The sequence below is a fragment of the Thiocystis violascens DSM 198 genome (assembly GCF_000227745.2).
GTDB classification, from domain to species: domain Bacteria; phylum Pseudomonadota; class Gammaproteobacteria; order Chromatiales; family Chromatiaceae; genus Chromatium; species Chromatium violascens.
In genome coordinates this window covers 3987843-4012709 of record NC_018012.1, presented here as the reverse complement: position 1 = coordinate 4012709, position 24867 = coordinate 3987843, and the positions used below count along the sequence as shown (strand labels likewise).

Here is a 24867-nt window from a genome sequence, read left to right as displayed (position 1 = left end):
CGTCATGAGCGCGTTTGCCAAAGAGGGGAGCCGGCATTAGTCTAACGTGGATTAAACCGCCTCCGGCAGGATCCGTGTCGATGGTGTATCGACTCGGTCTCGCCTGAACGTACAAAGGTTGTCGCTGGCGCGGTTTCGAGAACAGTTCAAATCACCCCAGGATCGAATCCATGCACGACTTTTGCGGTTGGTTCACCCCGGCGCCCAAACCCGAGCCGGTCATCGGGGACACGCTCGGCAAACTACTCGCGGTCCGCGGCGACGCGCCAGCCCGCGCCAGCGTTCGGACGCATCCGCACGGCACAGTCGCGGCGGTCGGCGTCAACACCAGCGTGGCGGAACAGGACGGTCTGCTCGCGGTGATCGTGGGCCGGCCACGCTTGACCGCGGACTCTGGCGGCCAGGAGAACCCCGCCCATCGCCTGCTCCAACTCTGGCGCACGCACGGCAAGGATCTGCCGAAGCACATCCAGGGCGCCTTCGCCCTCGCCATCGTCGACACCCGCGAACAAGCGACCTTTCTCGCCATTGATCGCATCGGTATCCAGACCCTCGCCTTTGCCGTCGGCCAAGATGGCTGCGTGTTCTCCAACCGCGCGGATGTGGTCGCGGCCCATCCAGACGTGACCGCCGCGTTGGACCCTCAGGGCATCTTCAATTATCTCTACTTCACCGTCGTCCCCGCTCCCGGCACCGTGTTTCAGGGCATCGACAAGCTGTTGCCCGGAGAATACGCCTATGCCAAGGGCGGAACGCTCGAACGCGGTTTCTACTGGCATCTGCGCTACCGCGACGAGCCCCACCACGACTTCAAGCAACAATCCGCCCGCTTACAACAGTTGCTGCGCGAGAGCATGGCCCGGACGACAGGTTCGGACGAGGTCGCCGCCTTCCTGTCCGGGGGAATCGACAGTTCGACTGTCGCCGGCGTGCTTACCGAGGTCCAGGGGAAGCCCGCGCGCACCTATTCGATGGGATTCGCCGCCGAGGGCTTCGACGAGATGGAATACGCCCGGCTCGCCGCGCGTCATTTCGGCCTGGATTCGCGTGAATATTATCTGACTCCCGATGATGTCCTGACCGCCATCCCGCTCATCGCGCGAGAATACGACGAACCTTTCGCCAACGAATCCGCCGTCTCCGCCTATTTCTGCGCCAAACTGGCCAAGGACGACGGCTACGGCGTCATGCTCGGCGGCGACGGCGGGGACGAGATTTTCGGCGGCAACGAACGGTACGCGAAACAGACAGTCTTCGAGCACTATCAGACCATTCCCGCGTTCCTGCGTCATGGCCTGATCGAACCGGCGGTCGGCCTGCCCGGCCTGGACCGACTGCTGCCGACGCGCAAGCTGCAAAGCTACGTGCGTCAGGCCAGGATCCCGCTGCCCGAGCGCATGGAAACCTATAACTACATCTATCGTCAGCCGCTGGCGGAGATGTTCGCACCCGAGTTCCTCGCCCGGATCGACCCCGGCATCCCCGCGAGTCTCTTGAAAGACCCCTACGACCGCGCGGACAGCCAGCATTTCATCAACCGGATGTTGCACTTGGACATCAAATTCACCCTCGCGGACAACGATCTGCGCAAGGTCACCCGAATGGTCGAGGCGGCGGGCGTGGAGGCGCGCTATCCGCTGCTCGATGACGCGATGGTGGAGTTTTCCGGCGAGGTGCCGCCCGACTGGAAGGTCAAGGGGCATTATCTGCGCTGGTTTTTCAAGACCGCGCTCAAGGGGTATCTGCCCGACGCCATCATCAACAAGGAAAAACACGGCTTCGGTCTCCCCTTCGGTCTCTGGCTGCGCGACCATGCCCCGCTGCGCGAGCGGGTCGGGGATCGGCTTTCGGACTTCACCCGCCGCGGCTGGCTGCAACCGGACTATATCGCCCGGATCCAGTCCCAGCATCGGACCGAGCACGCCAGTTATTTCGGCAAGATGCTTTGGGTCATGTTCACGCTGGAGGAATGGCTGGAGACGCACGACATCCAGCAACCTTGATGCGAAGGCGGACAAGGAGCGCCGACAACCTGTCGGCGCTCCCAGGCGCGCATTTCAATCATTTCCATCCCGCCGCCAATGGCTTTAAACTCGGATGCGAAATGGACCAGGCTTGAGGCACGCGATGCAAACCCCGCCAACCGTCGATGCGAGCGCGGCCCCGCCGCTCATCGCCCACATCATTCACCGGCTGGATATCGGCGGGCTGGAAAACGGATTGGTGAACCTGATCAATCGCATGCCGCCGGAACGCTACCGGCATGCCATCGTCTGCATGAAGGATTACACCGACTTCAGCCGGCGCATCCAGCGCGACGATGTCACCCTGCATGCCCTGCACAAGCGCGAAGGCAACGATCTCGCCATCCATGGGCGCCTGTGGCGGCTGCTGCGTCAACTCCGGCCCGCGATCGTTCACACCCGGAACATGGCGACCCTGGAGATGCAGACAACCGCCGCGCTGGCCGGCGTGCGCTGTCGAGTGCATGGCGAGCATGGTTGGGACATTGGCGATCTCGACGGCTCGCGCGCCAAGAACCGCTGGTTGCGCCGACTGTTTCGCCCCTTCGTCAGCCAGTACATCGTCCTCTCCCAGCATCAGCGCGATTATCTGGCGAAGCGCATCGGCGTCCCGGCAACACGCATCAACCACATTTGCAACGGCGTCGATACCCAGCGTTTCCACCCGGTCCCGCGCAACCAAGCGACGGCGCTCCCGCCCGGTTTCGCCCCGCCCGGAACGCTGGTCATCGGCACCGTCATGCGCATGCAGCCAGTCAAGGCCCCCGGCATTCTGGTCGACAGCTTTCTCAGCCTGCTAGACCAGGAACCCGCTGCCCGCGAGCGCTTGCGTCTGGTCATGATCGGCGACGGTCCGTTGCTGCCGGAACTCCGCGAACGGATCGTCACGGCCGGGGCCATGGATCTCGCCTGGCTTCCCGGCGCCCGCGACGACATCCCCGACCTGCTCCGCGCCTTGGATCTCTTCGTTCTGCCATCGCTGGCCGAAGGGATCTGCAATACCATTCTGGAGGCGATGGCCAGCGGACTGCCGGTGGTGGCCACGCGGGTTGGCGGTAACCCGGATCTTGTCGTCGAGGGCGAAACCGGCCAGTTGATCGCCGCCTCCAGCGCCGAGGCGTTGACGGCGGCGCTGCGTCAGTATCTTCGCGAACCGTCACTCATCCGCGCTCAAGGGAACGGGGCACGCACGCGGGCCGAGCAGGAGTTCAGCCTCGACACCATGGTCAAGCGCTATCTCTCGGTGTATGACCGGCTACTGTCTCCGCCGTCACCATAACCATGACCAGGCATTCCTGAGATGCTGATCCTCGTCATCCTCGTCATCCTCGTCGCGTCGATCTGGGCGGGTCTCTTGCTTGCGTACCGCATCCCGTTGCAGCGCCTGTGGCGCGAGCCGGCGCTTGCCGTCCCCGTCCTGATCGTCGAAAGCGACGACTGGGGTCCAGGTCCGCCCGCCCACGCCGCCGCGCTCGGTCGGATCGTCGACATCCTCGCCAGACATCGGGACGCCACCGGGCGTGCCGCCGTCATGACCATCGGGGCAATTCTCGCGATCCCGGACAACGAGGCGATTCGCCGCAACGGACTGCGCTGGCATGACTCCAGAACCTTACTGGCCCCGGATTTCGATGCGATCCGCAAGGCGCTGATCCAGGGCCAGGAGCTTGGCGTCCTGGCGTTGCAACTCCATGGCATGACGCATTACTGGCCGCCGACCTTCCTGAAGGCGATGGCGGACGATAAGCTGGTACGCGACTGGATCCTCACCTCGGATGGGGTCGAAACCGAAACGCTGCCGTCGCCCATCCAGAGTCGCTGGACCGACACCTCGGTTTTGCCCTCGCAGCCACTGTCCGTGGAGACGATCCGCGCGGCCGTCGCGGAGGAAGTCAGCCGCTTTCAGGACTGTTTCGGTGTCCGCCCCACTGTCGCGGTTCCGCCGACCTTCGTTTGGAACCGCGACGTAGAGCAGGCCTGGGTCGAGCACGGCATCCAGGTCATCGTCACCCCCGGACGGCGCTTGACCCTACGAGACGCCGAAGGTCGGCCCGGCGGCTGCGACAGGACGATGCTCAACGCGGAGCGCGGCGCAAGCGGGGCCATCTATCTGGTCCGGGACATCTATTTCGAACCAGCCCTTGGACACAGGGTCGAACCGACGCTTGCGGAGATCGCCCGGCACGTTCGGCTCGGCCGACCGGCGCTGATCGAGACGCATCGCGTCAACTTCACCGGCACGCAGGAGCAGCGCGAGCGCAGCCTTGCCGAACTGGATCGGCTGCTGAGTCGCGCGCGGGAGCGTTGGCCAGACATGCGTTTCCTGTCATCGGCCGAGCTTGCCGAGCGACTCGCCCAGCGCGACCCGAGCATGGTCGAGCAACGCTTGAGTCTGCGTCTGTCCATCTGGATCGGCCGTGCCGCCGCGATCGATCGTCTGCGCAAGCTGGCCTGGATCACGGGTCTCGCCATCCCCGCCTGGCTGTTCCAGGTGGCAAGGCGATTTTCGGGAAAGACTTGACCGATTTTTCATTCGCCCTGACGCCTGAGCGAGTCGAAGGGTCGAAGATACAAGGACGGATGGGAGATGCTAAGCCTTTGAGCGTTCAGCCGTTCGTGGTGAGGCCCTCGAACCATGAGCGGCTTCAATGTCGCCGTGAACGGATGCAATTCTAGGTATGAGTTTTTTCCAAAAACCGCCTAAGTTTCGGCAACCACTCTACGGAGTTAGGGCTTCCAACCCCGACGGGGCGGCGGACCAGAATGGTCTGTCTACGCAAAGAACGGTTTTTTCGTGAGCAAAATTCGAGCGCAAAAGTACCGGAAAGCAATCGCCCCCAAACCGCGACACTGACATAGAGCGCCATGCATCCATTCCTCTCCCGACATCTGGTCTATCCATTGCAGGAACGCCTGCTGAAGCGGCCGACCTTCCCCTATCTCGCCGCGCTGGAACGCTCCCAATGGCTGTCGCGCGAGGAACTCGAACGGCTTCAGATGCGCAAGCTCGCCGCCCTGTTGAGCCTCGCGAATGCCCATTGCCCCTGGCACGCGCGGCGACTCGCCGAGGCCGGGCTCGGGGCGATCACGCCCAACAGCGAACTCACCCGCGCGGATCTCGAACGCATTCCGACCATGGACAAGGCCGACGCGCAACTCCATGGCGAGCAAATGCGTTGGACGGGCGTGCCCGGCGGCGCCTTTGCCTATAACACCGGCGGTTCCAGCGGTCAGCCGCTGCGATTTTATTATGGCCGACTGCGCCAGGCAGCGGATGCAGCAAGTCGAATTCGTGCCCGGCGCTGGTGGGGCGTGAATGTCGGCCAACGAGAGGTCTATCTGTGGGGATCGCCCGTTGAGTTGAACAAAACCGATCGGATCAAAACCATCCGTGATCACCTACTCAACCAAGTCGTGCTCAACGCCTTCGACATGTCCCAGGCCAACATGGACACCTATCTGGTCGTCCTTGAACGCTACGATCCCGTTTGCCTCTACGGTTATGCCAGTAGTGTTGCCTTGCTCGCGGCTCATGCGAAGGAGCGTCAGCGCATCCCACACCTGCGTTCGCTGAAGGTTGTCTGTACCACGGGCGAACCGCTCTATCCACATCAGCGTGACATCATCAGCGAAGTTTTTAGCGTACCGGTCGCTAATGAATTTGGCAGCCGAGACAGTGGCTTCATTGGACACGAAACGCCAGCTGGACAAATGCTGGCGATGAGCGAAAGTATCTTCATTGAGGTGCTCAACCCCCAAGGACATCCGGTCGGCCCAAATGAAATCGGCGAAGCGGTCATTACCGGACTATGCTCCGATGCCCAGCCCTTCATCCGCTACCATACCGGTGACACCCTAAGCCTGAGCCACGAAGTCTGCCGGGAAGGACGGGGACTACATGTCATCGACCAAGTGGTGGGGCGCTCCACTGATTTCGTGGTGAAATCTGATGGAACCGTCATGCACGCATTGTCTGTCATCTATATCCTGCGGGCCATCGAGGGCGTCGCCGAGTTCAAGATCGTTCAGCACCAGCTTGACCTGATAGAGATTCAAATCGTCCCGAATCCTCGCTGGCAAGAGACAAACAAGCTGGCAATCGTCCAAGCGTTCAAGCGCCGACTGGGTGACTCGATTGCGGTCGACATCCACCTCGTAGATAAAATTCCGCCCGAGGCATCAGGCAAACATCGGTACGTCGTCAGCCACGTCACTCTGCCGGTCGTTACTTTCGTTGGCCACTCACAACAGCAAAACACCGATGCTCGTTAAACCACGGCACGTTCCAACCCATTACAAAATCGGCCTTGATCATCGTTTCGGCCATCCGCGCTTGGCGCCGAAGACCAAAACGCCAAGATCTCCGTGCGGACACAACGCCGATCATGCCAGACGCGGTCGAATACCATGCCCGAACTTCCCGAAGTCGAAACCACGCTACGCGGCATCCGTCCGCACCTGGAGGGCCGCCGGATCGCGCGCCTGCTGGTGCGCGATCCGCGTCTGCGTCTGCCGATTCCGCCCGAGACTCCGGAACTGGTCGCCGGACAGATCATCGGCGCGCTTGCGAGACGTAGCAAATATCTGCTGATCGGACTCGAGCGCGGCGCGCTGATCGTCCATCTGGGCATGTCCGGCAGCCTGCGGATCGTCGCCCCCGGCAGTCCTCCGAAACGGCACGATCATGTGGATCTGGCGCTCGACGACGGGCATTGTCTGCGCTTTCATGACCCGCGCCGCTTCGGTCTCTTTCTCTGGACGCCCGAGTCGCCGGAGATTGCGCAAGTCCAGCATCCGCTGTTGCGCGATCTGGGACCGGAGCCGCTGGGCGACTCGTTCGACGGAGACTATCTCCATGCACTGAGCCGAACGCGGCGGGTCGCGATCAAGAGCTTCATCATGGATGCGGCGGTGGTGGTCGGGGTCGGCAACATCTACGCCAACGAATCGCTTTTTCTGGCCGGTATCCATCCCGCGCGCCACTGTCACCGCGTCGGTCTGGAACGCTACCGGCGGCTGGCCGCGACGATCCGCGCGGTCCTGCGGGCGTCCATCGAACAGGGCGGAACCACGCTGCGGGACTTCGTCAACGAGGACGGGCAACCCGGCTATTTCGCCCAATCGCTACGGGTTTACGGACACGCGGGCGAGCCGTGTGGAATCTGCGGCGAACCCTTGCGAGTCAAACGGATCGGACAGCGGTCGAGCTTTTTCTGTCCGCGCTGTCAACATTAAACCGCGTCCCGAGCGAGCGGCGCGCTGGCAAGCGCATCAAACGCGTTCGGCGAGCTGTCGCCGACAAAGATCCGATAGGCCGGGTTGTCGGTCTCGTCCCAGTAACTGTAGCCCAGCGCGTCGAGCGATTGACGGAAGTCTTCCCGGTCAGCGGGCGGAATCTGCGCGCCCATGAGCACGCGGCCATAGGCGGCGCCGTGATTGCGGTAGTGGAACAGGCTGATGTTCCAGCGTTTCCCGAGCGCGCTCAGGAAATCGAGCAGTGCGCCGGGACGCTCGGGAAACTCGAAGCGGATCAGGGTCTCGTGCGCGATGCCGGGGGCGTGGCCGCCGACCATGAAGCGGATATGCTGCTTGGCCGTTTCGTTGTCGGTCATGTCGAGCACCTTGAAATCCTTCTCGGCGAGCCGGGCGATCAGCTCGGCGCGCTCCTCGTCGCCACGGCTCAGTTCGACGCCGACGAACACCTGGGCGCGGCGGGTATCGGCGTAGCGATAGTTAAACTCGGTGATCTGACGCTTGCCGACCGTTCGGCAGAAGGCCAGAAAGCTGCCTGGGCGCTCGGGGATCTCGACCGCCAGCAGGGCCTCGCGGTGTTCGCCCAGTTCGGCGCGCTCGGCGACATGGCGCAGACGGTCGAAGTTGATGTTGGCGCCGCTCTCGATCGCGATCAGATGCGCGTCGCGGATGCCGGTGGTTTCCACCCAGCGTTTCAGCCCAGCGATGGCCAGCGCTCCGGCGGGCTCGGCGATGCCACGGGTGTCGTCGAAGATGTCCTTGATGGCGGCGCAGATCTCGTCGGTGCCGACCAGCACCACCTCGTCGACCCGTTCGCGCGCGACCCGAAAGGTCTCAGCGCCGATCAGCCGCACCGCGACGCCATCGGCGAACAGTCCCACCCGTGGCAGCGTGACGCGCCGGCCGGCGGCGAGCGCGGCATGCAGGGTCGGGGCCTCCTCGGGCTCGACGCCGATGATCCTGATCTCCGGATACAGCCATTTGACATAGGCCGCGATGCCGGCAATCAGGCCGCCGCCGCCGACGGGAACGAAGATGGCGTGGGGCGGCTCGGGATGCTGGCGCAGGATCTCCAGGCCGATGGTGCCCTGACCGGCGATCACGTCCGGGTCGTCGAAGGGGTGAATGAAGGTGAGCCCCTTCTCCGCGACCAGTTCCATTGCATGGGCATAGGCATCGTCATAGGAATCGCCGTGCAGCACCACCTTGCCGCCGTGCGCGCGCACCGCGCGGACCTTGATCGCCGGCGTGGTGCGCGGCATGACGATGAGCGCCGCGATCCCGAGCCGTTTGGCGCCAAGGGCGACGCCCTGGGCGTGATTGCCGGCGCTCGCGGCGATCACGCCCCTTGCCCGCGCGTCCGCATCCAGATGGATCAGCTTGTTGTAGGCCCCGCGCAGCTTGAACGAAAACACCGGTTGGAGATCCTCGCGCTTGAGGAAGACCTCGTTGCCGAGTCGGGTTGAGAGTTGGGGCGCGCGGGTCAGCGGGGTTTCCAGCGCGACATCGTAGACACGCGCCTTAAGGATCCGCTCGACATAGGAATCGGGCATGCGAGGGGCTCTGGAACAGCTTGAAAGCGTTCGATGTTACCGCATCCGATCCGCTTGCAGGGCGTAAAGGGTCAGGTTCATTCGTTGGACGAGGCGCGGGCCATCCGAGTATCGCCGACTTTAAAATGATTCTATTCTCAGTTGAGCGTTCTGGTCGCCCCTACCCCGCCGCGAGGGTTTTCTGATTCAACAATGGTATCGACATGCGTGATTTCCTGCTGTTCATGCACAACTTGAAAGAGATATCGCATTTCGTCAGATATATTTTTGGTTTTCTGGTGTTGATCCTGATGCTATTGGCGCTCACGCTGGCCTGGGTGGAAGATCTGACCATGGGGGATGCCTTCTATTTCACGTTCATTACGGGGCTGACCGTGGGCTATGGGGACATTACGCCCGTGACCCGTCTCGGCAAGATTGTCAGCGTCGCGATGGCCTTCGTCGGTGTCGTCACGACCGGGATCTATGTCGCGGTCGCCAGCAAGGCGGTTCAGGCATCGATCCATGGTATACGTCTCAGTCGTGGCGAATTTCGGCCTGGGCAACCCGATCATGAATAACGCCGCGTCGCCGCGATGGAGCGGTCGCCAGCCGTCCGATGATGACGTCGCGCCTCTTCGCTATCCCGTTCGTTCGCGCTCCCGGAGGAGCCTGGGGCAGATCAGGACATCGCCCGACACCACGGCTGCGAGGTGGTGGTGAATCAGGAATCGCTCTCGCCCCAGCAGGAAATGGTCGAGGATTTGCTGGCCATCGTGCACACTTTTTCCTGTCGGTTGTACGGACTGCGCAAGTACAAGCAAGCGATTAAGGCCGATTTTCCAGACTGTTCCACCGCCCAACCCAAGGCGCTTTGCGAATGAAGGTCACGCGCACCCTGCATGCCGATGTTCCCGCCGAACTGACGCCGATCTGCCAGGCGATGGGTTATCTGCGCGCGGACATTTGGCGGCGCTACGGGGCGCTGGGCAACGTCGGGCGTTCTGCGCTGGACATTCGCAAGGACATCGTCGCGCGAAACCTGTACGGAGCGTTGCCCATCGACGGCACGATTCGCAACGAGACGACCAAGGATGTCGTCAACGATCTCCTGACCTACAAGGCTGCCGCCAAGCTCAAGGTCCGTCAGGCCATCGCCAAGCGGACGAACGATCCGACCGAGCGCAAGCGACTCTATACCTTGCTCAAGAACGACCGCTGGCTGGACGATCCCTTTCTGCACCGGCAGATGCGCGCGCACTTCCGGCATGGCGTCAGCCACACGGCCAATCAGTTCATCGTGCGCTCGGACAAGCACTCGTCAGCCGTGGTGGATGGCCGGCTGGTCATCACGATCCGGATCGCCAAACAGTACGGCATGGACATTCGCCTGATCACGACCAGCAACGGAAAACACGTCGATCTCACCGGCTGCAATCTGCGCATTTGCGTGAAGGACGGCTTCACCGAGATTCACTACGCGACCGACAAAGCGCCAGGACGACCCCATGGCGAGCAGACGCTCGGGATCGACAAGGGCTACACCGAGGCGTTCACCGATTCAGATGGCGACGCGCATGGCGCGACCTTCGGCGCCGTGCTAACCGCCTACAGCGACGCCGCCGCCAAGACCGGAAAATCGCGCAATCAACTGCATGCGCTGGAAAAGAAACACCGCGCGGGCGGCTACATCGCGAAGGCCGACCGGATCCGGCGCTGCAACTTGGGACGCAAAAAGATCGACGCCCGCCGGTCGCGCGCTCAACAACGCCTGCGCACCGTCGCCTATCAATCCGCGCACTCCCTCGCGGACAAGGCCGCGCTGGTGGTCTCCGAAGATTTAACGTCGCCCATTGCCAGCAAGGTGCAGTGGAAGCGATACAACCGACGCATGAGTGGATGGGCGAAAGGCACGCTGGCCGACGCCCTCGACTCGGTGTGTGAGCAGCGTGGCGCCGAGCATGTCTTGGTCAACGCGGCCTATACGTCGCAAATGGACTCGGTCACGGGTTTGCTGCAAGGCAAGCGCGTGGGCGACAAGTTTTACCGGGCAACCGGGGACGTGCTCCAGGCCGACCGCAACGCGGCTTTGAATGTGTTGGCAAGGCTGTCTGATCCCGAGATCACGCGGCTCACCCCGTATCGGGACGTCAAACGGCTGCTGCTGGCACGTTCTCCGGCGCCACTGAGCGTCAAGAGGCTTGAGTTGAGCGACTCGTCGCGTCAACCAAGTGCGGATAAGTCCATTGAGCAAATTTGCTCAAGAAAAATGGAACAGTGAATTCGCATGAGTAACATCCCGATGCGCGACTGGCTCGGCGGCTACCAACCGGGGTGGCTGCGCCTGGACCTGGTGGCGGGTCTGACCACCGCCGCCGTGGTCATCCCCAAGGCGATGGCCTATGCCACTATCGCCGGGCTGCCGGTGGAGGTGGGGCTTTACACCGCCTTCGTGCCCCTGGTGATCTATGCGCTCCTCGGCACTTCGCGGCCGCTCAGCGTCACCACCACCACGACGCTCGCGATCCTCACCGGCACCCAGCTTGCGCTGGTGGTGCCGAGCGGCGATCCGGCGGCGCTGCTGACGGCCTCGGCGACGCTCGCGGTCCTGGTTGGGGTGATGCTGATCCTGGCTGCGGTGCTGCGGCTCGGGGTCGTCGCCAGCTTCATCTCGGAGCCGGTCCTGACCGGCTTCAAGGCCGGCATCGGGCTGGTCATCATCCTGGATCAGGTGCCCAAGCTGCTCGGCCTTCATATCGAGAAGACCGGTTTTCTGCGCGACCTCTTCGCGCTCGGCGCCCACCTGCCCGAGACCTCGCTCGCGACCCTGGCGGTCGGCGTCGCCATGCTGGCCATCCTGCTCGGGATCGAGCGCCTGGCCCCACGCGCCCCAGCCCCGCTGGTCGCGGTCGCGCTCGGCATCGCCGTCTCCGGGCTGCTCACGCTGCAGGACCAGGGCGTGGCGATCGTCGGCCACATCCCCCAGGGTCTGCCGGCCCTGAGCCTGCCCAATCTGGAGCTGATCGAACAGCTCTGGCCCGGCGCGCTCGGTATCGCGCTGATGAGTTTCACCGAATCCATCGCCGCCGCACGGGCCTTCGCGGGGCGGGGCGAGCCGCGCCCGGTGCCGAACCAGGAGCTGGTGGCGACCGGACTCGGCAACCTCGTCGGCGGCCTCTTCGGCGCCATGCCGGGCGGCGGCGGCACCTCGCAGACGGCGGTGAACCGGAGCGCCGGCGCGCGCACTCAGGTTGCCGGCCTGGTGACGGCCGCCGCCGCCGTCGCGACCTTGCTCCTGCTCGCGCCCCTGATGGGCCTGATGCCGCAGGCGACCCTGGCGGCCGTGGTCATCGTCTATTCGATCGGACTGATCCAGCCGGCCGAGATCTTCGCCATCCTGATGATCCGGCGTATGGAGTTTCTCTGGGCACTGGCGGCTTTTGCCGGCGTGGTCCTGCTCGGGACGCTCAAGGGCATCCTGGTGGCCATCATCGTTTCACTGGTGTCGCTGGCCTATCAGGCCGCGCATCCGCGGCTCTATGTCCTCGGGCGCAAGCCGGGCACGGAGGTCTTCCGCCCCAGAACGGACGCGCATCCGGAGGACGAGACCTTCCCCGGACTGCTGATGGTGCGGCCGGAGGGGCGTCTCTTCTTCGCCAATGCCCAGCGCATCGGCGAGCAGGTGTGGCCGCTGATCGACGCTGCCGAGCCGCGCGTGCTGGCGATGGACTTCAGCGCCGTGACCGACATCGAGTACTCGGCGCTCAAGATGCTCGTCGAGGGCGAGGAGCGGCTGCGCGCGCGCGGCGCCGAACTCTGGCTGGTGGCGCTCAATCCCGAGGTGCTCGCCATGGTTCAGCGCTCGTCGCTCGGCAAGACGCTTGGGCGCGAGCGGCTACTCTTCAATCTTCCCCTGGCCGTCGAGCGGTTTCGCGCTCGGGCCACGGCGTTCGAGGACAGGGATTCGACCGCGAGGGAATCGCGCACCACAACATCCACATCCACTTGAGGGCTCCGCAATGCCTACCCCAAGACGTTTCACACGGATGCTTCCCCCCGCGCTCCTGCTGGCGAGTCTCGTCGGCGCCCCCCTCGTGCTGGCCGAGGTTCAGGCGCCGGAACCTGTCGTTCTCCCCGGCATGCCGGTGCTCGATCCCGTGGCTATGCAGGCGCTTCAGCGCATGGGCGCCTATCTGCGCACACTCGATGCCTTCAGTCTGCACATCGATGACGCGACCGATGAAGTCCTCGACTCCGGCCAGAAGATCCAGCTCATCAAGCGGGTCGAGCTCCAGGTGCGCCGCCCCGACCGGCTGCGCGCCGATGTCGAGACCGACCGCAAGGCGCGCGCGATCTACTACGACGGCAAGACCTTTACCCTGGTGGCCCCCGAGGTCCGCTACTATGCCTCGGTCCCGGCCCCGCCCACCATCCGGGAGGTACTGGACAAGGTTCAGACGAAATTCGACATCGAGTTTCCGCTCGCGGATCTTTTCTACTGGGGCGGCGAGGAGGATGACGCCGCGGCGATCCAGGACGCCATGCACGTCGGCACGAGCCGGATCGCGGGCCAGTTGGCCGATCACTACGCCTTCCGCCAGGCGGACGTCGATTGGCAGATCTGGATCGCGCAAGGCGATGCCCCCCTGCCGCTACGCTATGTGATCACGACCAAGGATGTGCCGGGCGAGCCGCAGTTCGTGGCCAGCCTGACTTGGGACACGACGACCCGCCCCGATGAGGCGGCCTTTACCTTTATCCCAACCAAGGCTGACCACCCCATCATGATCGTCACGACCGACTCCGACCCGGCGACCAATTAAGGGAGACGCAACGATGAAACGCCTTTCCAGACACTTCGCGCTGTTGGCCTCTCTGGCCGTCCCCTTCGTGGGCCTGACGTTTCTGCCCCTGGATGCCTCGGCGGCTCGGGGTGGCGGCGGACATGCCAGAACCTCGGTCAATCGAGCGGGCGGCGCCAACATCAACCGCGGTGCCAATATCAACCGCAGCGCCAACATTAACCGTAGCGCCAATATCAACCGCAGCGCCAACATCAACCGAAATACCAACGTGAACATCGATCGCGATGTCGATATCGACGTCAATCGCCGCTGGAACCACCCGGTGGCCACGGGCGTCGCGATCGCGACCACCGCGGCGGTCATCGGTTCGGTCATCTACTCGCTACCGCCGTCCTGCTCGACCCTGTATGTCAACGGAACGACTTATCAGCAATGTGGATCGACCTGGTATCGACCGCAGTACGCCGGAACGAGCGTCCAGTATGTGGTCGTCAATTCGCCCTATTGAAGTCATGCAATGAGCGCGGCGGGGCGCCTGGCCGCGCCGCGGAGTCCGTGATCCGAGCAGCAGCCGATCATATCTATCCATATTCGAACACAGAGAGACGTATTGAGATGACCATCCGAACCGCCCCGTCTCTCATCGCGATCTTCTTGGCGATGACACTGGCGCAAGGCTGCGTCGGGCCGGTCCGCAAGGATGCCGTGCCCGTGTCGCTCACCGCCCAGGCGACAGTACCCGGACTCCCCGAGGTGCGCTATCGGATCGGCGTCGACGATGCGGCACTTCTGGCCGAGGGCATCGCCTCACTCCGGCGCGAGCAGGCCCACCTCGCCGCTCAAGGCCACCGGGGATCTTTGCCGCCCGCGACCTTTCTCGCCGTCTCGGGCGGCGGGGACAATGGCGCCTTCGCCGCCGGACTCCTGAACGGCTGGACCGCCGCCGGCGGTCGCCCCGAGTTCAAGCTGGTGACCGGGGTCAGCACCGGTGCGCTCATCGCGCCCTTCGCCTTCCTGGGTTCCGCCTACAACCATCGGCTCAAGACCTTCTACACGACCGTTTCCCCCAGGGACATCGTCAAGCCGCGCTCGCTGTTGGCCGCGGTCACCAGCGACGCCCTGGCCGACAACGCCCCGCTCTGGAGTCGCGTCGCGCAGGAAGTGGATCAGCCCCTGCTGGACGCTATCGCGCGCGAGTACGCGAAGGGGCGTCTGCTCTTCGTCGGCACCGTCGACCTGGACGCCCGCCAGGGCGTGCTCTGGAATCTGACCAGGATCGCCGCCAGCCCCGACCCCAGGGCGCTGAAGCTCTTTCGCTCCATCCTGATCGCCTCCGCCGCCATTCCCGGCGCCTTCCCCCCGGTGATGATCGACGTGGAGGCTGCGGGACGTCACTACCAGGAGATGCATGTGGACGGCGGGGCCATGGCGCAGACCTTCGTCTACCCACCGTCACTCAAACTCAAAGCGGTGAGTCAGAGAGAACAGATCGACCGCGAACGCCGGGTCTATGTCATCCGTAATGCCCGCATGGATCCGGAGTGGGCGCAGGTCGATCGCCGGACCCTGAGCATCGTCGGGCGCGCCATCTCCTCGCTGCTGATCTCCCAAGGTGTGGGCGATCTCTACCGGATCTATTTGACCGCGCAGCGCGATGGCGTCGATTTCAACCTGGCCTATATCCCGTCCAGCTTCAACGCACCGCACCGGGAGGAGTTCGATACGGACTACATGCGCGCCCTGTTCCAGACCGGATACGATCTGGCGGCGAAGGGCTATTCCTGGAAGAAGACGCCGCCGGGGTATTGATCATCGCTTTAGAGGGTGTAGACAAAAATAATTGAGCTGCTATTTGTATACCAGTCTACAACTGAGCTGGTGTGCGCTGATGTCGAAAGCTGGTCGTCCCCCCAAGATTCACGAGGCGGAGCAAGCGGTATTGCGTCAAATTGTCACGGATCGCCCGACCTCCACGCTGTCAGAGATTGCCCGGGAACTCGCGGCACGGACGGGAATCGAGGCTCATGAAGCAACGATTCGCAAGTCCTTGCGGGAGGCGGGCGTCACGCGCCTCCGGGGCGAGAGTGGTCTCGAGGCGCAAGCGCGCGCAACGCCGCGTCGGTATGGGTATACGGATGCGCATCGTCGCCACGACCCCGACCAAAGCTACCCAAGTTGTCTGACCGATGCGGAGTGGGACTTGGTCGCCGCTCTCTTTGAGATGCCGGGCGGGCGGGGTCAACCGCCCCGCGTGTCGCGCCGGAGCATCCTGGAGGCGTGTTGCTACGTGGTGCGCACGGGGTGCGCGTGGCGGATGCTGCCGCACGATTTCGCGCCTTGGCAGAATGTCTACAAGACGTTTCGCCGTTGGAGTGCGGCTGGGAAGTTTGAGCAGATGCATGATCGACTGCGGGGGCAATGGCGCGAACGCGAGGGGCGTGAGATCGCGCCGACGGCGGCGGTGCTGGATGCGCAATCGACCCGCGGCTCGCCGCAGGGTGGACCGAGCGGCTTTGATGCGGGCAAGCAGGTCAAGGGGCGCAAGCGCAGCCTGGTGGTCGATACTTTGGGGTTCGTGTTGGCGGTGAGCGTGGTCGCGGCCAATCTTCAGGACCGCGATGCCGCCTCGGGCGCCGTCGCTGACGCGGCCGCCAAGTACCCCCAGATCAACACGCTGTTTGTCGATAGCGCCTACGCCGGTCAATTTGCCCAAACCACCGAGCAGACCCACGCGATCCGCGTGGAAGTCGTGCGCCATCCAGCCAACAAAAGCGTTGGCTCCTGGCACGTGGACGGGGCGCCTGACCGAGTGGTGATCGCCAACGCCGACGGCTTCGTTCCGCTGCCGAAGCGCTGGGTTGTCGAGCGCACCCATGCGTGGAATGAGCGTGCCCGTCGATTGATCATGCATCATGACCGTCTGCCAGCGGTCTCCGAAACCTGGGTTTGGCTGGCGGAGGCGCGCATCCTGCTGCGGCGGTTGACCACAACGGTTTGATTTTGTCTACACCCTCTTAGAAGCTGAGCAGTGATCGTTGTCGTAATCGACGATCCGACAACGACAGCGACAACGGTAAACTTGACTCATCACGCCCCTCGGGGCCGTCGACCTTCAACAACATGCCAGGAGATTCTCAGATGGCGGAGCCGTTACATCCGGTCGCAACGCATCACTTGCCCCCCTTCGTCACGGCCCCAGGGGAAACCGACGTGCTCTTTGTGGTCATGGGTATCTTCGTGCTGCTCGCCGTGATCGGCATCGGCATTTTCTACTTCAAGCTCCATGCGCTGCCGGAGCAGATGGCGCATCGCGGCCAGAAGATCCAGTTCGAGCTGGTCGCGGTGCTGGCGCTGCTGGCGCTCTTCACCCATAACCACGCCTTCTGGATCGCCGGACTGCTGCTCGCATTCGTCCCACTGCCGGACTTCACCACGCCGCTGTCATCCATGGCGCGCGCGCTCGAACGCATTGCCGACGGCGCCGGACCGGCCGTGCCTTCGCGGGCGACGCGAGCGCCAGCGCCGGGTCAGACGGCGCCGGAAGTGACGGCGGCGACGGACGCCGACCGGTCCACAAAGCCGCGGGAGGTCTAAGTCATGTTGGAACTGATGCTTTGCTCGATGCTGACCATCCTGCCGGATTTCCTCTTTCGCCGCTTCGCGCAGGGCAAGCGGCTCGGACACGAGATCACGCTCTTCACCGTCTGGTTCGAGCTGCGTTGGGGAATCACGCTGTGCCTGATCCTGACCCTGAGCCTGATCACGACCATCTTCTATTTCCATCCCTCGACCAAGGCCGCGACCTCGGTGTTCCGCACCGTCACCATCCTGCCGGAGACCAGCGGCCGGGTCGCCGAGACCTTCGTCGAGCTGAACCAGCGGGTGACGGCCGGTCAGCCCCTGTTCCGGATCGACAGCACCGGGCAAGAGGCGGCGGTGGAAACGGCGCGCCGCAAGATCGCCGAGATCGAGGCCGGCATGGTCGTGGCCAAGTCTCAGCTTGCCGAAGCGGACGGTCGCATCGTCCAGGCGCGCGGGATGCTTCAGCAGGCCCTGGACGAGTTCGAGGCCCGTGCGGAAGCCAACCGACGCAGCGCCGGCTCGATCGCGGAGCGCGAGGTGGAACGGATGCGCGTTCAGGTCGATAGTCAGCAGGGCGCGCTCGACGCGGCCTTGGCGAGCCGCGAGGCCATCGTCTCGCAGATCGATTTCCAGCTTCCGGCCGAGAGGGCGAGCGCCGAGGCGGCGCTCCAGGAGGCCGAGGTGGATCTGAAGAAGACCCTAGTCGTGGCGGGGACCGACGGGATCGTGCAGCAGTTCGCGCTGCGACCTGGCGACGTGGTCAACCCCATGCTCCGGCCCGCGGGCATCCTGGTGCCGGAGCGCCGGGTCACGGGTCTGATGGCCGGTTTCGGGCAGATCGAGGCACAGGTGCTGAAGGTCGGCATGATCGGCGAGGTGACCTGCATCGCCAAACCCTGGACCATCGTGCCGATGGTGGTGACCGAGGTCCAGCACGTCATCGCCTCCGGTCAGGTGCGCCCGACCGACACCCTGGTGGACATCCAACAGTTCGCGCGTCCGGGCACCCTCACGGTTATCCTGGAGCCGCTCTACGCGGGCCAGCTCGACGACCTGCCCCAGGGCGGCAGTTGCATCGCCAACGCCTATACCAACAACCACGAGGCGCTTGCCGACCCCGACACCGGTTTCTGGCGCGCCTTCGGGCTGCACGCCATCGATACCGTTGGCCTGGTGCATGCCATGATCCTGCGCATCCAGGCACTGCTGCTGCCGATCCAGACCCTGGTCCTGAGCGGGCATTAGGAAACCGTCCAGCAATTATTTCCCGAATCGCTGAAACCGACGGCCAAGTCGCCCGCAAGCGGGCTCCTACGAGGTGCGTAGGAGCCCGCTTGCGGGCGACGCCGATACAGGGGGACGTTGTTTTATCAAACGCTATCCGCTCCACTCAACCAAGAGGTATCAAGGCATGACAAGAACATCCTTCTTCGCGCTGCTGCTCGCGCTGGCATCGACGGCCGCAACGGCTGAAATCTCCCTGGATGCACTGAGAGAAGGCGCGGCGAAGGCCGCGAAGACGGTCGGCGAGACGACGATGGGAGCGGTAGAGGGCGCCGGCATGATGGCCGGGAAGGCGTCCGGAGCGATCACGGACAGCGTCGATTCCACCCAAAAAAGCCTGAGCGACGAGGCCACGCCCGCGCAGACGCGAGCCAAGCTCGATGCCATGGCCGAAACGACGCTCGCGCGCCTGTTCGCGGACGAGCCAGGCAGTCGCGCCCTGTTCGAGCGCAGCGCCGGTTATGCGGTCTTCGACAAGCGCGAAGCGAGCTTCTACGTGGTCGCGGGCTATGGTCGCGGGGTCGCGGTCGATACCGGGACCGGCGAGCGCGTCTACATGAAGATGGCGACCAGCGGCGCGAGCCTGAGCTTCGGTCTTGGCGGCTTCGCCTCCCAGCTCGTGATCCTGTTCGAGGACAGCGGCACGCTCGGGCGGTTCATCACCGAGGGGCTGGACGCGACGGCCGAGGTCGGCGCCATGGCGGGCGAGGGAAAGGAGCGGCTCGCGCTCGGCTTCAACGAAGGCAAGGCGGTGTTCGTGCTGACCGGCAAGGGCTGGAAGGTCGCCGCCAAGCTGACCGGGTCGCGCTATTGGCCGGACGAGGCGCTGAACGAGGTTTGACACTTGGCAAAGTCATTTCCGGAAATCGCCCAAGGCGTCGATCATGGTTTAGCGCGTTTGCGACGAGACGAGACGAGACGATCCCGATGATGACGACTAAACCGCGCCCGGCGCGGTATGCGATGTTTATGGATTGAATCGACCCCTGAAGCCTCCATGATCGTCGGAGCTGGCGCGGTTTAAAATGTTTAAAAATGAAATCGTTAAACCGCGTCGACGCCGACATTGCAGATGGATGCTAACTTGGCTGACCACTCAAGACGACGCATACCGTACCGGACGCGGTTTAACCAGGGGAGACCGATCAATGAGCAAGAAAACGGATCAGCGAAAGGGCGGAGGAGACATCGAAAACGCTGGCGCCTCCGTTAAGATGAAGAAAAAGACCTACGAGAAAGAGCTGCGCCGGCTGCATGTGGAACTGGTCAAGCTCCAGGAATGGGTCCGGCATCAGGGGCTCAAGGTCTGCGTCGTCTTCGAGGGACGCGACGGCGCGGGCAAGGGCGGCACCATCAAGGCGATCACCGAGCGGGTCAGTCCGCGCGTGTTCCGGGTGGTGGCGCTGCCGGCACCCACCGAGCGCGAGCAGTCCCAGATGTATCTGCAGCGTTACATGCAGCATTTTCCGGCCGCCGGCGAGGTCGTCATCTTCGATCGCAGTTGGTACAACCGCGCGGGCGTCGAGCGGGTGATGGGATTCTGTCGTGAGGAACAGGCGGAGCGCTTTCTCGAACTGGCCCCATTCGGCGAGAAGATGATGGTGGATTCCGGAATCATCCTCATCAAATACTGGCTGGAGGTCAGCCCCGAGGAGCAGACCCGGCGCCTGGAGGCGCGCATCGAGGATGGGCGTAAGATCTGGAAGCTCTCGCCCATGGATCTCGAGTCCTACAGTCGCTGGTACGACTATTCCAGGGCGCGCGACGCCATGTTCGCGGCCACGGATACCGACTTCGCGCCCTGGTTCGTCGCGCATTCGGACGACAAGAAACGCGCGCGGCTCAACATCATCAGCCACCTTCTGGAGCAGATTCCCTACGAGGAGTTGCCCCGCGAGAAGGTGGAGCTGCCAAAGCGGCAGAAGCCCGGCGACTATCGGGAACCGGATTATCCCTTCAAGGTCATCCCCGCGTCCTACTGAGCCGGGGGCTAAGTGGGGTGCGCAACCTTTCGTCAAGCTCGCGCCGCCGGCACTTCGGCACGCCCTCTCTCTCCGAGGGGCGAGCTAGCAGCTTTGTCGTGGCTGAAGCGCAGCGCATCCGACAAGCGCTTGCGGATCCACGGCCAAGTTGCTGCGGGTGCTGCAAGACGGCTCCTTCGAGCGCGTCGGCGGAACCCACACGATTCAGGCGAAGGTCCGCCTGATCGCGGCCACCTACCGCGATCTCGCGCGTGCCGTCGCCGAGGGCCGCTTTCGGGAGGATCTCTATTAAAAAAGCTGGGGAGTTCGACGCCCGGGTTCCGGGCAGTCGTAAACGATCTGGTCGGTGGCTACATTGATTCGGACTGGACGAGCCTTGCGGGAAAGACCTGCGGCCACATTTGAGGAGAATCCACTTGCCCCAGCAAAACACATTCGTGGCCAATGCCCTCGAGGCGACCGTCCGCATCGGTCTGCTGCTGGTGCTGGCGGCCTGGTGCTTCAGCATCGTCCAGCCATTCGTCATCCCCCTCGCCTGGGGGATCATCATCGCGGTGGCGCAATATCCCGGCTACCGCACGCTCTGTGCCTGGCTCGGCGGACGCCGTCGCGCCGCGGCCACCCTGATGGCGGTGCTGGATCTGCTGGTCCTGCTGGTCCCGGCGGTGCTGTTGAGCGGCACCCTGCTGGACGGTGCCCAGGGTCTCGCCCGAGGCCTGCAGGAAGGTACCCTCGCCGTGCCGCCGCCGCCCGACTCGGTGAAGGGCTGGCCGCTGGTCGGTGAACCGCTCAGCGCCTTTTGGGTCCAGGCGTCTCAGAACCTGACCGAGACGGCGGCCAAGCTCGCCCCCCAGCTCAAGGCCGCGGCGGGGTGGCTGCTGTCCACCGCGGTGGGTGCCGGGTTCAGCGTCCTGCAGTTCATCCTCGCCATCATCATCGCGGGCGCGCTGCTGGCCCATGCGGACGCCTCCGCCGAGTTTGCCCGGGCCGTCGCGGCGCGCCTGGCGGGCGAGAAAGGCGCGGAGATCACCCGGCTCTCCGAGACCATCGTGCGCAGCGTCACCAAAGGCATCCTGGGGGTGGCGCTGGCCCAGGCCATTTTGGCGGGGGTCGGCTTCATGGTCATGGGCATCCCCGCCGCCGGACTCTGGGCACTCCTCTGTCTGCTGCTCAGCACGGTGCAGATCGGCATTTTTCCGATCACCCTGCCGATCCTAATCTATGTCTTCGCGACGGCCGACACGGTGCCGGCGGTGCTCTTCCTCGTCTGGAGCCTGATGGTGGGCAGCCTGGACAACGTGCTCAAGCCTCTGGTGCTGGGTCGCGGCGTGCAGGTACCCATGGCGGTGATCTTCGTGGGCGCCATTGGCGGCTTCATCGCCTCCGGCATCATCGGACTGTTCGTGGGTGCGGTGGTCCTGGCACTTGGCTACAAGCTGCTCCTGGCCTGGGTCTATGAGCGGCCCGAGGGATCAGCCGTGTAGGTGCGAACCGCCTCAAGCATCAACCCAAGCCCGAGGCCACGCCGACCAGGCGCGCGAACGCGTCAAGTTTCACAGGCTTCGGCTATAGTGTATTCGCAGGGTCTCCATTCGGCGGGGGGTTCATTCAAATGATGTCCTGGTCGCTGCGCTGGTCCAAGCTTCTGTGCTCGCTCCTCTGCGCTGGTTCACTGGCGCTCCCGCTTTGCCCACCCGCGAGCGCGGGGGAGGTATTGGACGCGCTCAAGTCGCGCGGGGTCTTGCACTGCGGGGTCAGCGAGGGCATCCCCGGCTTTTCCGAGCGCGATGCCGCTGGGCGCTGGCAAGGATTCGATGTCGATGTCTGCCGCGCCGTGGCCGCCGCCGCGCTGGACGACGCCGAAGCGGTTGCGTTCGTGCCCTTGCGCGCCTCGACCCGCTTTCCCGCCCTGCAAGCGCGCAAGATCGATCTGCTGCTGCGTAACACCTCCTGGACCCTGACCCGCGAGGCGATCCTCAAGCTACAGTTCCCGGCGGTGCTCCTCTACGACGGACAGGGCTTCATGGTGCCGGCCGCCTCGCCGGTCCGCGCGCCCTCGGAGCTTGCTGAAGCGACGGTCTGCATCGAGAAGGGCACCACGCACGAGCGCAACCTGCGTGACTATTTCGGCCGGCGCGACCTTCCGGTGACCCCCTTGACGATCGATTCCGCCACGGGCGTAGTGGACGCCTTCAGCGCCGGACGCTGTCAGTCCTACAGCGCGGATGCCTCGCAACTGGCCGCCGCGCGCTCGCGCCTCCCCGGCGGTCGTCAATCCTGGCGAATTTTGGATGAGCGCATCTCCAAGGAGCCCCTGGCGCCCGTGGTCTGGGGCGGCGATCAGGAATGGACGACCCTGGTGCGCTGGGTGATCCATGCGCTGATCCTGGCCGAGGAGTGGGGCGCCACCCAGGCCAACCTGGACCAGGTGCTCGCCGAGGGTCGCACCCCCTTGTCGCGGCTCTCGCACGACGAGCGCGCCCTGCTCGCGCGGACCCTGGGGCTCACCCCAGGCTGGGCCGCGCGCGCCGTCAAGGCCGTCGGCAACTATGGCGAGTTGTTCGAGCGCCACCTGGGGCCGGACAGCCCGCTCGGTCTCGAACGCGGACTGAACCGGCTCTGGACCCAAGGCGGGCTGCTCTATGCCCCCTCCATCGATTGACGCGCGAGGCCGCGACCGATGAGCACGCTACACATCTGGCTGATCGTGGGGATCTTCGCCGGCGTGATCCTGCTGATCGCGTTCGACATCCTGGACATGATGGTGGCGGCCCTGCTTGGGGTCTGTCTGCTGATCGTGCTGGGTCTGCTCGACCGCCATGACCTGCAGGAGGCGTCCAAGGTCGCGGGTGGGCCGCTCGCGCTCCTGTTCGGTGGCATGGTGGTCGCGCGCGTGCTCGCCAAAACGGGTGTCTTCGAGCGGCTCGGCGCGGTCTTTTTGTACGCCACCGGCGGCAGCGGCAAGCGCTTTCTGCTGCTGCTGGTCGCGCTGGTGGCGCCCGTGTGCGCCCTGCTCCCCAATGCCACCGCCGTGATCCTGCTCGCCCCCATCATCATCGGCGTGGCACGCGCGCTCAAGGCGGACTTCGTCGGCCCCATGATCCTGGCCGCGCTGGTCAGCAACTCGGCCGGCATGCTGACCCTGGTTGGCGATCCGGCGACCTTTCTGGTCGGTAGCGCCATCGGGCTGTCCTTTACCCAGTATCTCCAGCAGGTGAGCCTGGGCGGCTTGCTGGCGGTGCTGGTGATTCTGCCGCTCCTACCACGGCTCCTGCCGGACATCTGGCGGCTGCGCGCGACCCTGCCGCCCAGAGAGCCCGCTCCCCGCATCGAGCGCAAGGGTTTCGTGACCTTCGCCCTCCTGGTGCTGGTCGTCATGGTGGTGCTCTTTCTGGTCGGCGAGACACTGCCGAGCCGCATCGTGCCGCCGGCGGTGGCCATCATCGGCGCCACCCTGGCCCTGTTGGTCATCTATGGGTCACATGTCGAGCCAGTGGATGCGGTGCTCCGCGATGTCGACTGGAAGACCCTGGTCTTCCTCGGCGCCATCTTCGTGCTGGTTCAGGCTTTCACCAAGACCGGGCTGCTGCAGGGGCTGTCGCTCCAGTTGTATAGCTGGTTAGGCGCCGACCTGACGCGGGTCGCGCTGCTGCTGCTCGCCGGGATCGGGATGCTCTCCAGCCTGTTGGCCAATATCCCGGTGGTCGCCGCCGCGCTGGTCATGACCAAGGGCTACCTGGTGGCCGCCGAGGCGGTGCCCGAGGTCGCGCTCGCCGCCGGCTTCACCGACTGGCCAGCGGCGACCCTGCCGGTCTTCATCGCCATGATGTTCGGCGCCACGCTCGGCGGCAACGCCACCCTGGTCGGCGCCTCGGCCAACATCGTCAGCGTCGGCATCTGCGCCAGTCAGGGCGAGCGGGTGAGCTTCGCGCGCTTCGCGCGTTATGGCGTGCCCATCACGGTGGTGCAGCTCGGTGTCGGGGCGCTCTATGTGTCCGCGATGATGATCCTGCAAGAAGGCCCTGATCAGGCTCCCGGCTCGTTCTTCAACGCCTGGTCCGTGATTTCCCGGTAGAGATGGACCGCGCGGGCATAGAGCTTCTCGTACTCGGGCCGCTTGTCGATGTACGGTTTGATGTGCTCTGCGTCCTCCATGACGTGCTTGAGGTGCGCGATGTCGGCGTCGTCGAGCGGCTCGCCGCGGTCGACCTTGGCCTTGATGTCGAGCGCGCGGGGGAGCCGGAACTTCTCGAAGCGTTCGAGGATGGTGACGATCACGCCTTCTTCGTGTGAGATCTCGCTCATGGTGTCCTCCGGGACAGTGTGTTGAAGAGAAGTCGACCTACTCCGCCGCGACGCTGGCACCGGTCGGAAACCGGGTTCCCGGGCGATGGCGCTGGACATG

At 64.4% G+C, this 24867-nt stretch carries 22 protein-coding genes and 1 pseudogene; 21 read left to right on the top strand and 2 right to left on the bottom strand.

All coding sequences use genetic code 11. The features are described from left to right. Positions 1 to 170: 170 nt before the first annotated feature. The 5 genes from THIVI_RS17835 (at position 171) to mutM (ending at position 7259) form a co-directional block, all read left to right on the top strand. The gene (locus THIVI_RS17835) at positions 171 to 2003 is read left to right on the top strand and encodes an asparagine synthetase B family protein (RefSeq protein ID WP_014779925.1); all 1833 of its coding nucleotides are present in this window, start codon (positions 171 to 173) and stop codon (positions 2001 to 2003) included. Between the two features lie 124 nt (positions 2004 to 2127). Continuing rightward, positions 2128 to 3303: a TIGR03088 family PEP-CTERM/XrtA system glycosyltransferase gene (locus THIVI_RS17830; RefSeq protein WP_014779924.1), complete on the top strand. Its 1176-nt coding sequence runs from the start codon at positions 2128 to 2130 to the stop codon at positions 3301 to 3303. Positions 3304 to 3324: 21 nt separating this feature from the next. After that, positions 3325 to 4545: a glycosyhydrolase gene (locus tag THIVI_RS17825; RefSeq protein WP_014779923.1), complete on the top strand. Its 1221-nt coding sequence runs from the start codon at positions 3325 to 3327 to the stop codon at positions 4543 to 4545. 344 nt (positions 4546 to 4889) lie between these two features. After that, positions 4890 to 6296: a phenylacetate--CoA ligase family protein gene (locus THIVI_RS17820; RefSeq protein WP_014779922.1), complete on the top strand. Its 1407-nt coding sequence runs from the start codon at positions 4890 to 4892 to the stop codon at positions 6294 to 6296. Between the two features lie 135 nt (positions 6297 to 6431). Next, the gene (mutM, locus tag THIVI_RS17815) at positions 6432 to 7259 is read left to right on the top strand and encodes a bifunctional DNA-formamidopyrimidine glycosylase/DNA-(apurinic or apyrimidinic site) lyase (RefSeq protein ID WP_014779921.1); all 828 of its coding nucleotides are present in this window, start codon (positions 6432 to 6434) and stop codon (positions 7257 to 7259) included. On the opposite strand, the gene ilvA is transcribed toward mutM, so the two are convergent. After that, positions 7256 to 8830 carry a threonine ammonia-lyase, biosynthetic gene (gene ilvA, locus THIVI_RS17810; RefSeq protein ID WP_014779920.1) on the bottom strand — a complete coding sequence of 525 codons (1575 nt, stop codon included), beginning with the start codon at positions 8828 to 8830 and terminating at the stop codon, positions 7256 to 7258. The genes mutM and ilvA overlap by 4 nt on opposite strands. 203 nt (positions 8831 to 9033) lie before the next feature. Here ilvA and THIVI_RS23020 point away from each other — a divergent pair, with 203 nt between their 5' ends. The 16 genes and pseudogenes from THIVI_RS23020 to THIVI_RS17735 all read left to right on the top strand — a co-directional run bounded on the left by THIVI_RS23020 (position 9034) and on the right by THIVI_RS17735 (position 24537). Next, a complete protein-coding gene (locus THIVI_RS23020; protein WP_014779919.1) occupies positions 9034 to 9390 on the top strand; it encodes a potassium channel family protein in 357 nt (118 codons plus the stop codon). Between the two features lie 114 nt (positions 9391 to 9504). Next, positions 9505 to 9693, top strand: a pseudogene (locus THIVI_RS17800) (IS607 family transposase); the annotation flags it as partial. Next, positions 9690 to 11090, top strand: a complete 1401-nt coding sequence (locus tag THIVI_RS17795) for a zinc ribbon domain-containing protein (protein WP_014779918.1) — start codon at positions 9690 to 9692, stop codon at positions 11088 to 11090. The pseudogene THIVI_RS17800 and the gene THIVI_RS17795, both read left to right, overlap by 4 nt. 6 nt (positions 11091 to 11096) lie before the next feature. Further along, the gene (locus THIVI_RS17790; RefSeq protein WP_041447084.1) at positions 11097 to 12818 is read left to right on the top strand and encodes a SulP family inorganic anion transporter; all 1722 of its coding nucleotides are present in this window, start codon (positions 11097 to 11099) and stop codon (positions 12816 to 12818) included. 10 nt (positions 12819 to 12828) lie between these two features. Beyond that, complete coding sequence (locus tag THIVI_RS17785; RefSeq protein WP_014779916.1) at positions 12829 to 13632, top strand: DUF2092 domain-containing protein; 804 nt, start codon at positions 12829 to 12831, stop codon at positions 13630 to 13632. Positions 13633 to 13645: 13 nt separating this feature from the next. Then, positions 13646 to 14122 (top strand): hypothetical protein, encoded by a 477-nt coding sequence (locus tag THIVI_RS17780; protein WP_014779915.1) that lies wholly within the window; start codon positions 13646 to 13648, stop codon positions 14120 to 14122. Between the two features lie 107 nt (positions 14123 to 14229). Further along, positions 14230 to 15423, top strand: a complete 1194-nt coding sequence (locus tag THIVI_RS17775; RefSeq protein ID WP_014779914.1) for a patatin-like phospholipase family protein — start codon at positions 14230 to 14232, stop codon at positions 15421 to 15423. 79 nt (positions 15424 to 15502) lie between these two features. Further along, positions 15503 to 16612, top strand: coding sequence for an IS5 family transposase (locus tag THIVI_RS17770; protein WP_041447215.1), 1110 nt, complete (start codon positions 15503 to 15505; stop codon positions 16610 to 16612). A 140-nt stretch (positions 16613 to 16752) separates the two neighbouring features. Further along, the gene (locus THIVI_RS17765) at positions 16753 to 17208 is read left to right on the top strand and encodes a hypothetical protein (RefSeq protein ID WP_014779913.1); all 456 of its coding nucleotides are present in this window, start codon (positions 16753 to 16755) and stop codon (positions 17206 to 17208) included. 3 nt (positions 17209 to 17211) lie between these two features. Continuing rightward, a complete protein-coding gene (locus THIVI_RS17760) occupies positions 17212 to 18441 on the top strand; it encodes an HlyD family secretion protein (RefSeq protein ID WP_014779912.1) in 1230 nt (409 codons plus the stop codon). Between the two features lie 166 nt (positions 18442 to 18607). Further along, positions 18608 to 19321 (top strand): lipid-binding SYLF domain-containing protein, encoded by a 714-nt coding sequence (locus tag THIVI_RS17755; protein WP_014779911.1) that lies wholly within the window; start codon positions 18608 to 18610, stop codon positions 19319 to 19321. 307 nt (positions 19322 to 19628) lie between these two features. Continuing rightward, positions 19629 to 20462, top strand: a complete 834-nt coding sequence (gene ppk2 / locus THIVI_RS17750) for a polyphosphate kinase 2 (RefSeq protein ID WP_014779910.1) — start codon at positions 19629 to 19631, stop codon at positions 20460 to 20462. A gap of 148 nt (positions 20463 to 20610) precedes the next feature. Then, positions 20611 to 20754, top strand: coding sequence for a sigma 54-interacting transcriptional regulator (locus THIVI_RS23985; RefSeq protein ID WP_083845781.1), 144 nt, complete (start codon positions 20611 to 20613; stop codon positions 20752 to 20754). 124 nt (positions 20755 to 20878) lie between these two features. Further along, a complete protein-coding gene (locus tag THIVI_RS17745; protein WP_014779909.1) occupies positions 20879 to 21946 on the top strand; it encodes an AI-2E family transporter in 1068 nt (355 codons plus the stop codon). A gap of 128 nt (positions 21947 to 22074) precedes the next feature. After that, positions 22075 to 23124: an amino acid ABC transporter substrate-binding protein gene (locus THIVI_RS17740; protein WP_014779908.1), complete on the top strand. Its 1050-nt coding sequence runs from the start codon at positions 22075 to 22077 to the stop codon at positions 23122 to 23124. Between the two features lie 18 nt (positions 23125 to 23142). Beyond that, a complete protein-coding gene (locus THIVI_RS17735) occupies positions 23143 to 24537 on the top strand; it encodes an ArsB/NhaD family transporter (RefSeq protein ID WP_014779907.1) in 1395 nt (464 codons plus the stop codon). Here THIVI_RS17735 and THIVI_RS17730 read toward each other — a convergent pair. Continuing rightward, positions 24489 to 24767 (bottom strand): hypothetical protein, encoded by a 279-nt coding sequence (locus tag THIVI_RS17730; protein ID WP_014779906.1) that lies wholly within the window; start codon positions 24765 to 24767, stop codon positions 24489 to 24491. The two genes, THIVI_RS17735 and THIVI_RS17730, sit on opposite strands and share 49 nt — an antisense overlap. Positions 24768 to 24867: the final 100 nt, after the last annotated feature.

What these genes read in the sequence shown, in the direction of transcription:
- THIVI_RS17835 (WP_014779925.1), top strand. Translation starts at nt 171, where the DNA reads ATGCACGACTTTTGCGGTTGGTTCACCCCGGCGCCCAAACCCGAGCCG.
- THIVI_RS17830 (WP_014779924.1), top strand. Translation starts at nt 2,128, where the DNA reads ATGCAAACCCCGCCAACCGTCGATGCGAGCGCGGCCCCGCCGCTCATC.
- THIVI_RS17825 (WP_014779923.1), top strand. Translation starts at nt 3,325, where the DNA reads ATGCTGATCCTCGTCATCCTCGTCATCCTCGTCGCGTCGATCTGGGCG.
- THIVI_RS17820 (WP_014779922.1), top strand. Translation starts at nt 4,890, where the DNA reads ATGCATCCATTCCTCTCCCGACATCTGGTCTATCCATTGCAGGAACGC.
- mutM (WP_014779921.1), top strand. Translation starts at nt 6,432, where the DNA reads ATGCCCGAACTTCCCGAAGTCGAAACCACGCTACGCGGCATCCGTCCG.
- ilvA (WP_014779920.1), bottom strand. Translation starts at nt 8,830, where the DNA reads ATGCCCGATTCCTATGTCGAGCGGATCCTTAAGGCGCGTGTCTACGAT.
- THIVI_RS23020 (WP_014779919.1), top strand. Translation starts at nt 9,034, where the DNA reads ATGCGTGATTTCCTGCTGTTCATGCACAACTTGAAAGAGATATCGCAT.
- THIVI_RS17795 (WP_014779918.1), top strand. Translation starts at nt 9,690, where the DNA reads ATGAAGGTCACGCGCACCCTGCATGCCGATGTTCCCGCCGAACTGACG.
- THIVI_RS17790 (WP_041447084.1), top strand. Translation starts at nt 11,097, where the DNA reads ATGAGTAACATCCCGATGCGCGACTGGCTCGGCGGCTACCAACCGGGG.
- THIVI_RS17785 (WP_014779916.1), top strand. Translation starts at nt 12,829, where the DNA reads ATGCCTACCCCAAGACGTTTCACACGGATGCTTCCCCCCGCGCTCCTG.
- THIVI_RS17780 (WP_014779915.1), top strand. Translation starts at nt 13,646, where the DNA reads ATGAAACGCCTTTCCAGACACTTCGCGCTGTTGGCCTCTCTGGCCGTC.
- THIVI_RS17775 (WP_014779914.1), top strand. Translation starts at nt 14,230, where the DNA reads ATGACCATCCGAACCGCCCCGTCTCTCATCGCGATCTTCTTGGCGATG.
- THIVI_RS17770 (WP_041447215.1), top strand. Translation starts at nt 15,503, where the DNA reads ATGTCGAAAGCTGGTCGTCCCCCCAAGATTCACGAGGCGGAGCAAGCG.
- THIVI_RS17765 (WP_014779913.1), top strand. Translation starts at nt 16,753, where the DNA reads ATGGCGGAGCCGTTACATCCGGTCGCAACGCATCACTTGCCCCCCTTC.
- THIVI_RS17760 (WP_014779912.1), top strand. Translation starts at nt 17,212, where the DNA reads ATGTTGGAACTGATGCTTTGCTCGATGCTGACCATCCTGCCGGATTTC.
- THIVI_RS17755 (WP_014779911.1), top strand. Translation starts at nt 18,608, where the DNA reads ATGACAAGAACATCCTTCTTCGCGCTGCTGCTCGCGCTGGCATCGACG.
- ppk2 (WP_014779910.1), top strand. Translation starts at nt 19,629, where the DNA reads ATGAGCAAGAAAACGGATCAGCGAAAGGGCGGAGGAGACATCGAAAAC.
- THIVI_RS17740 (WP_014779908.1), top strand. Translation starts at nt 22,075, where the DNA reads ATGATGTCCTGGTCGCTGCGCTGGTCCAAGCTTCTGTGCTCGCTCCTC.
- THIVI_RS17735 (WP_014779907.1), top strand. Translation starts at nt 23,143, where the DNA reads ATGAGCACGCTACACATCTGGCTGATCGTGGGGATCTTCGCCGGCGTG.
- THIVI_RS17730 (WP_014779906.1), bottom strand. Translation starts at nt 24,767, where the DNA reads ATGAGCGAGATCTCACACGAAGAAGGCGTGATCGTCACCATCCTCGAA.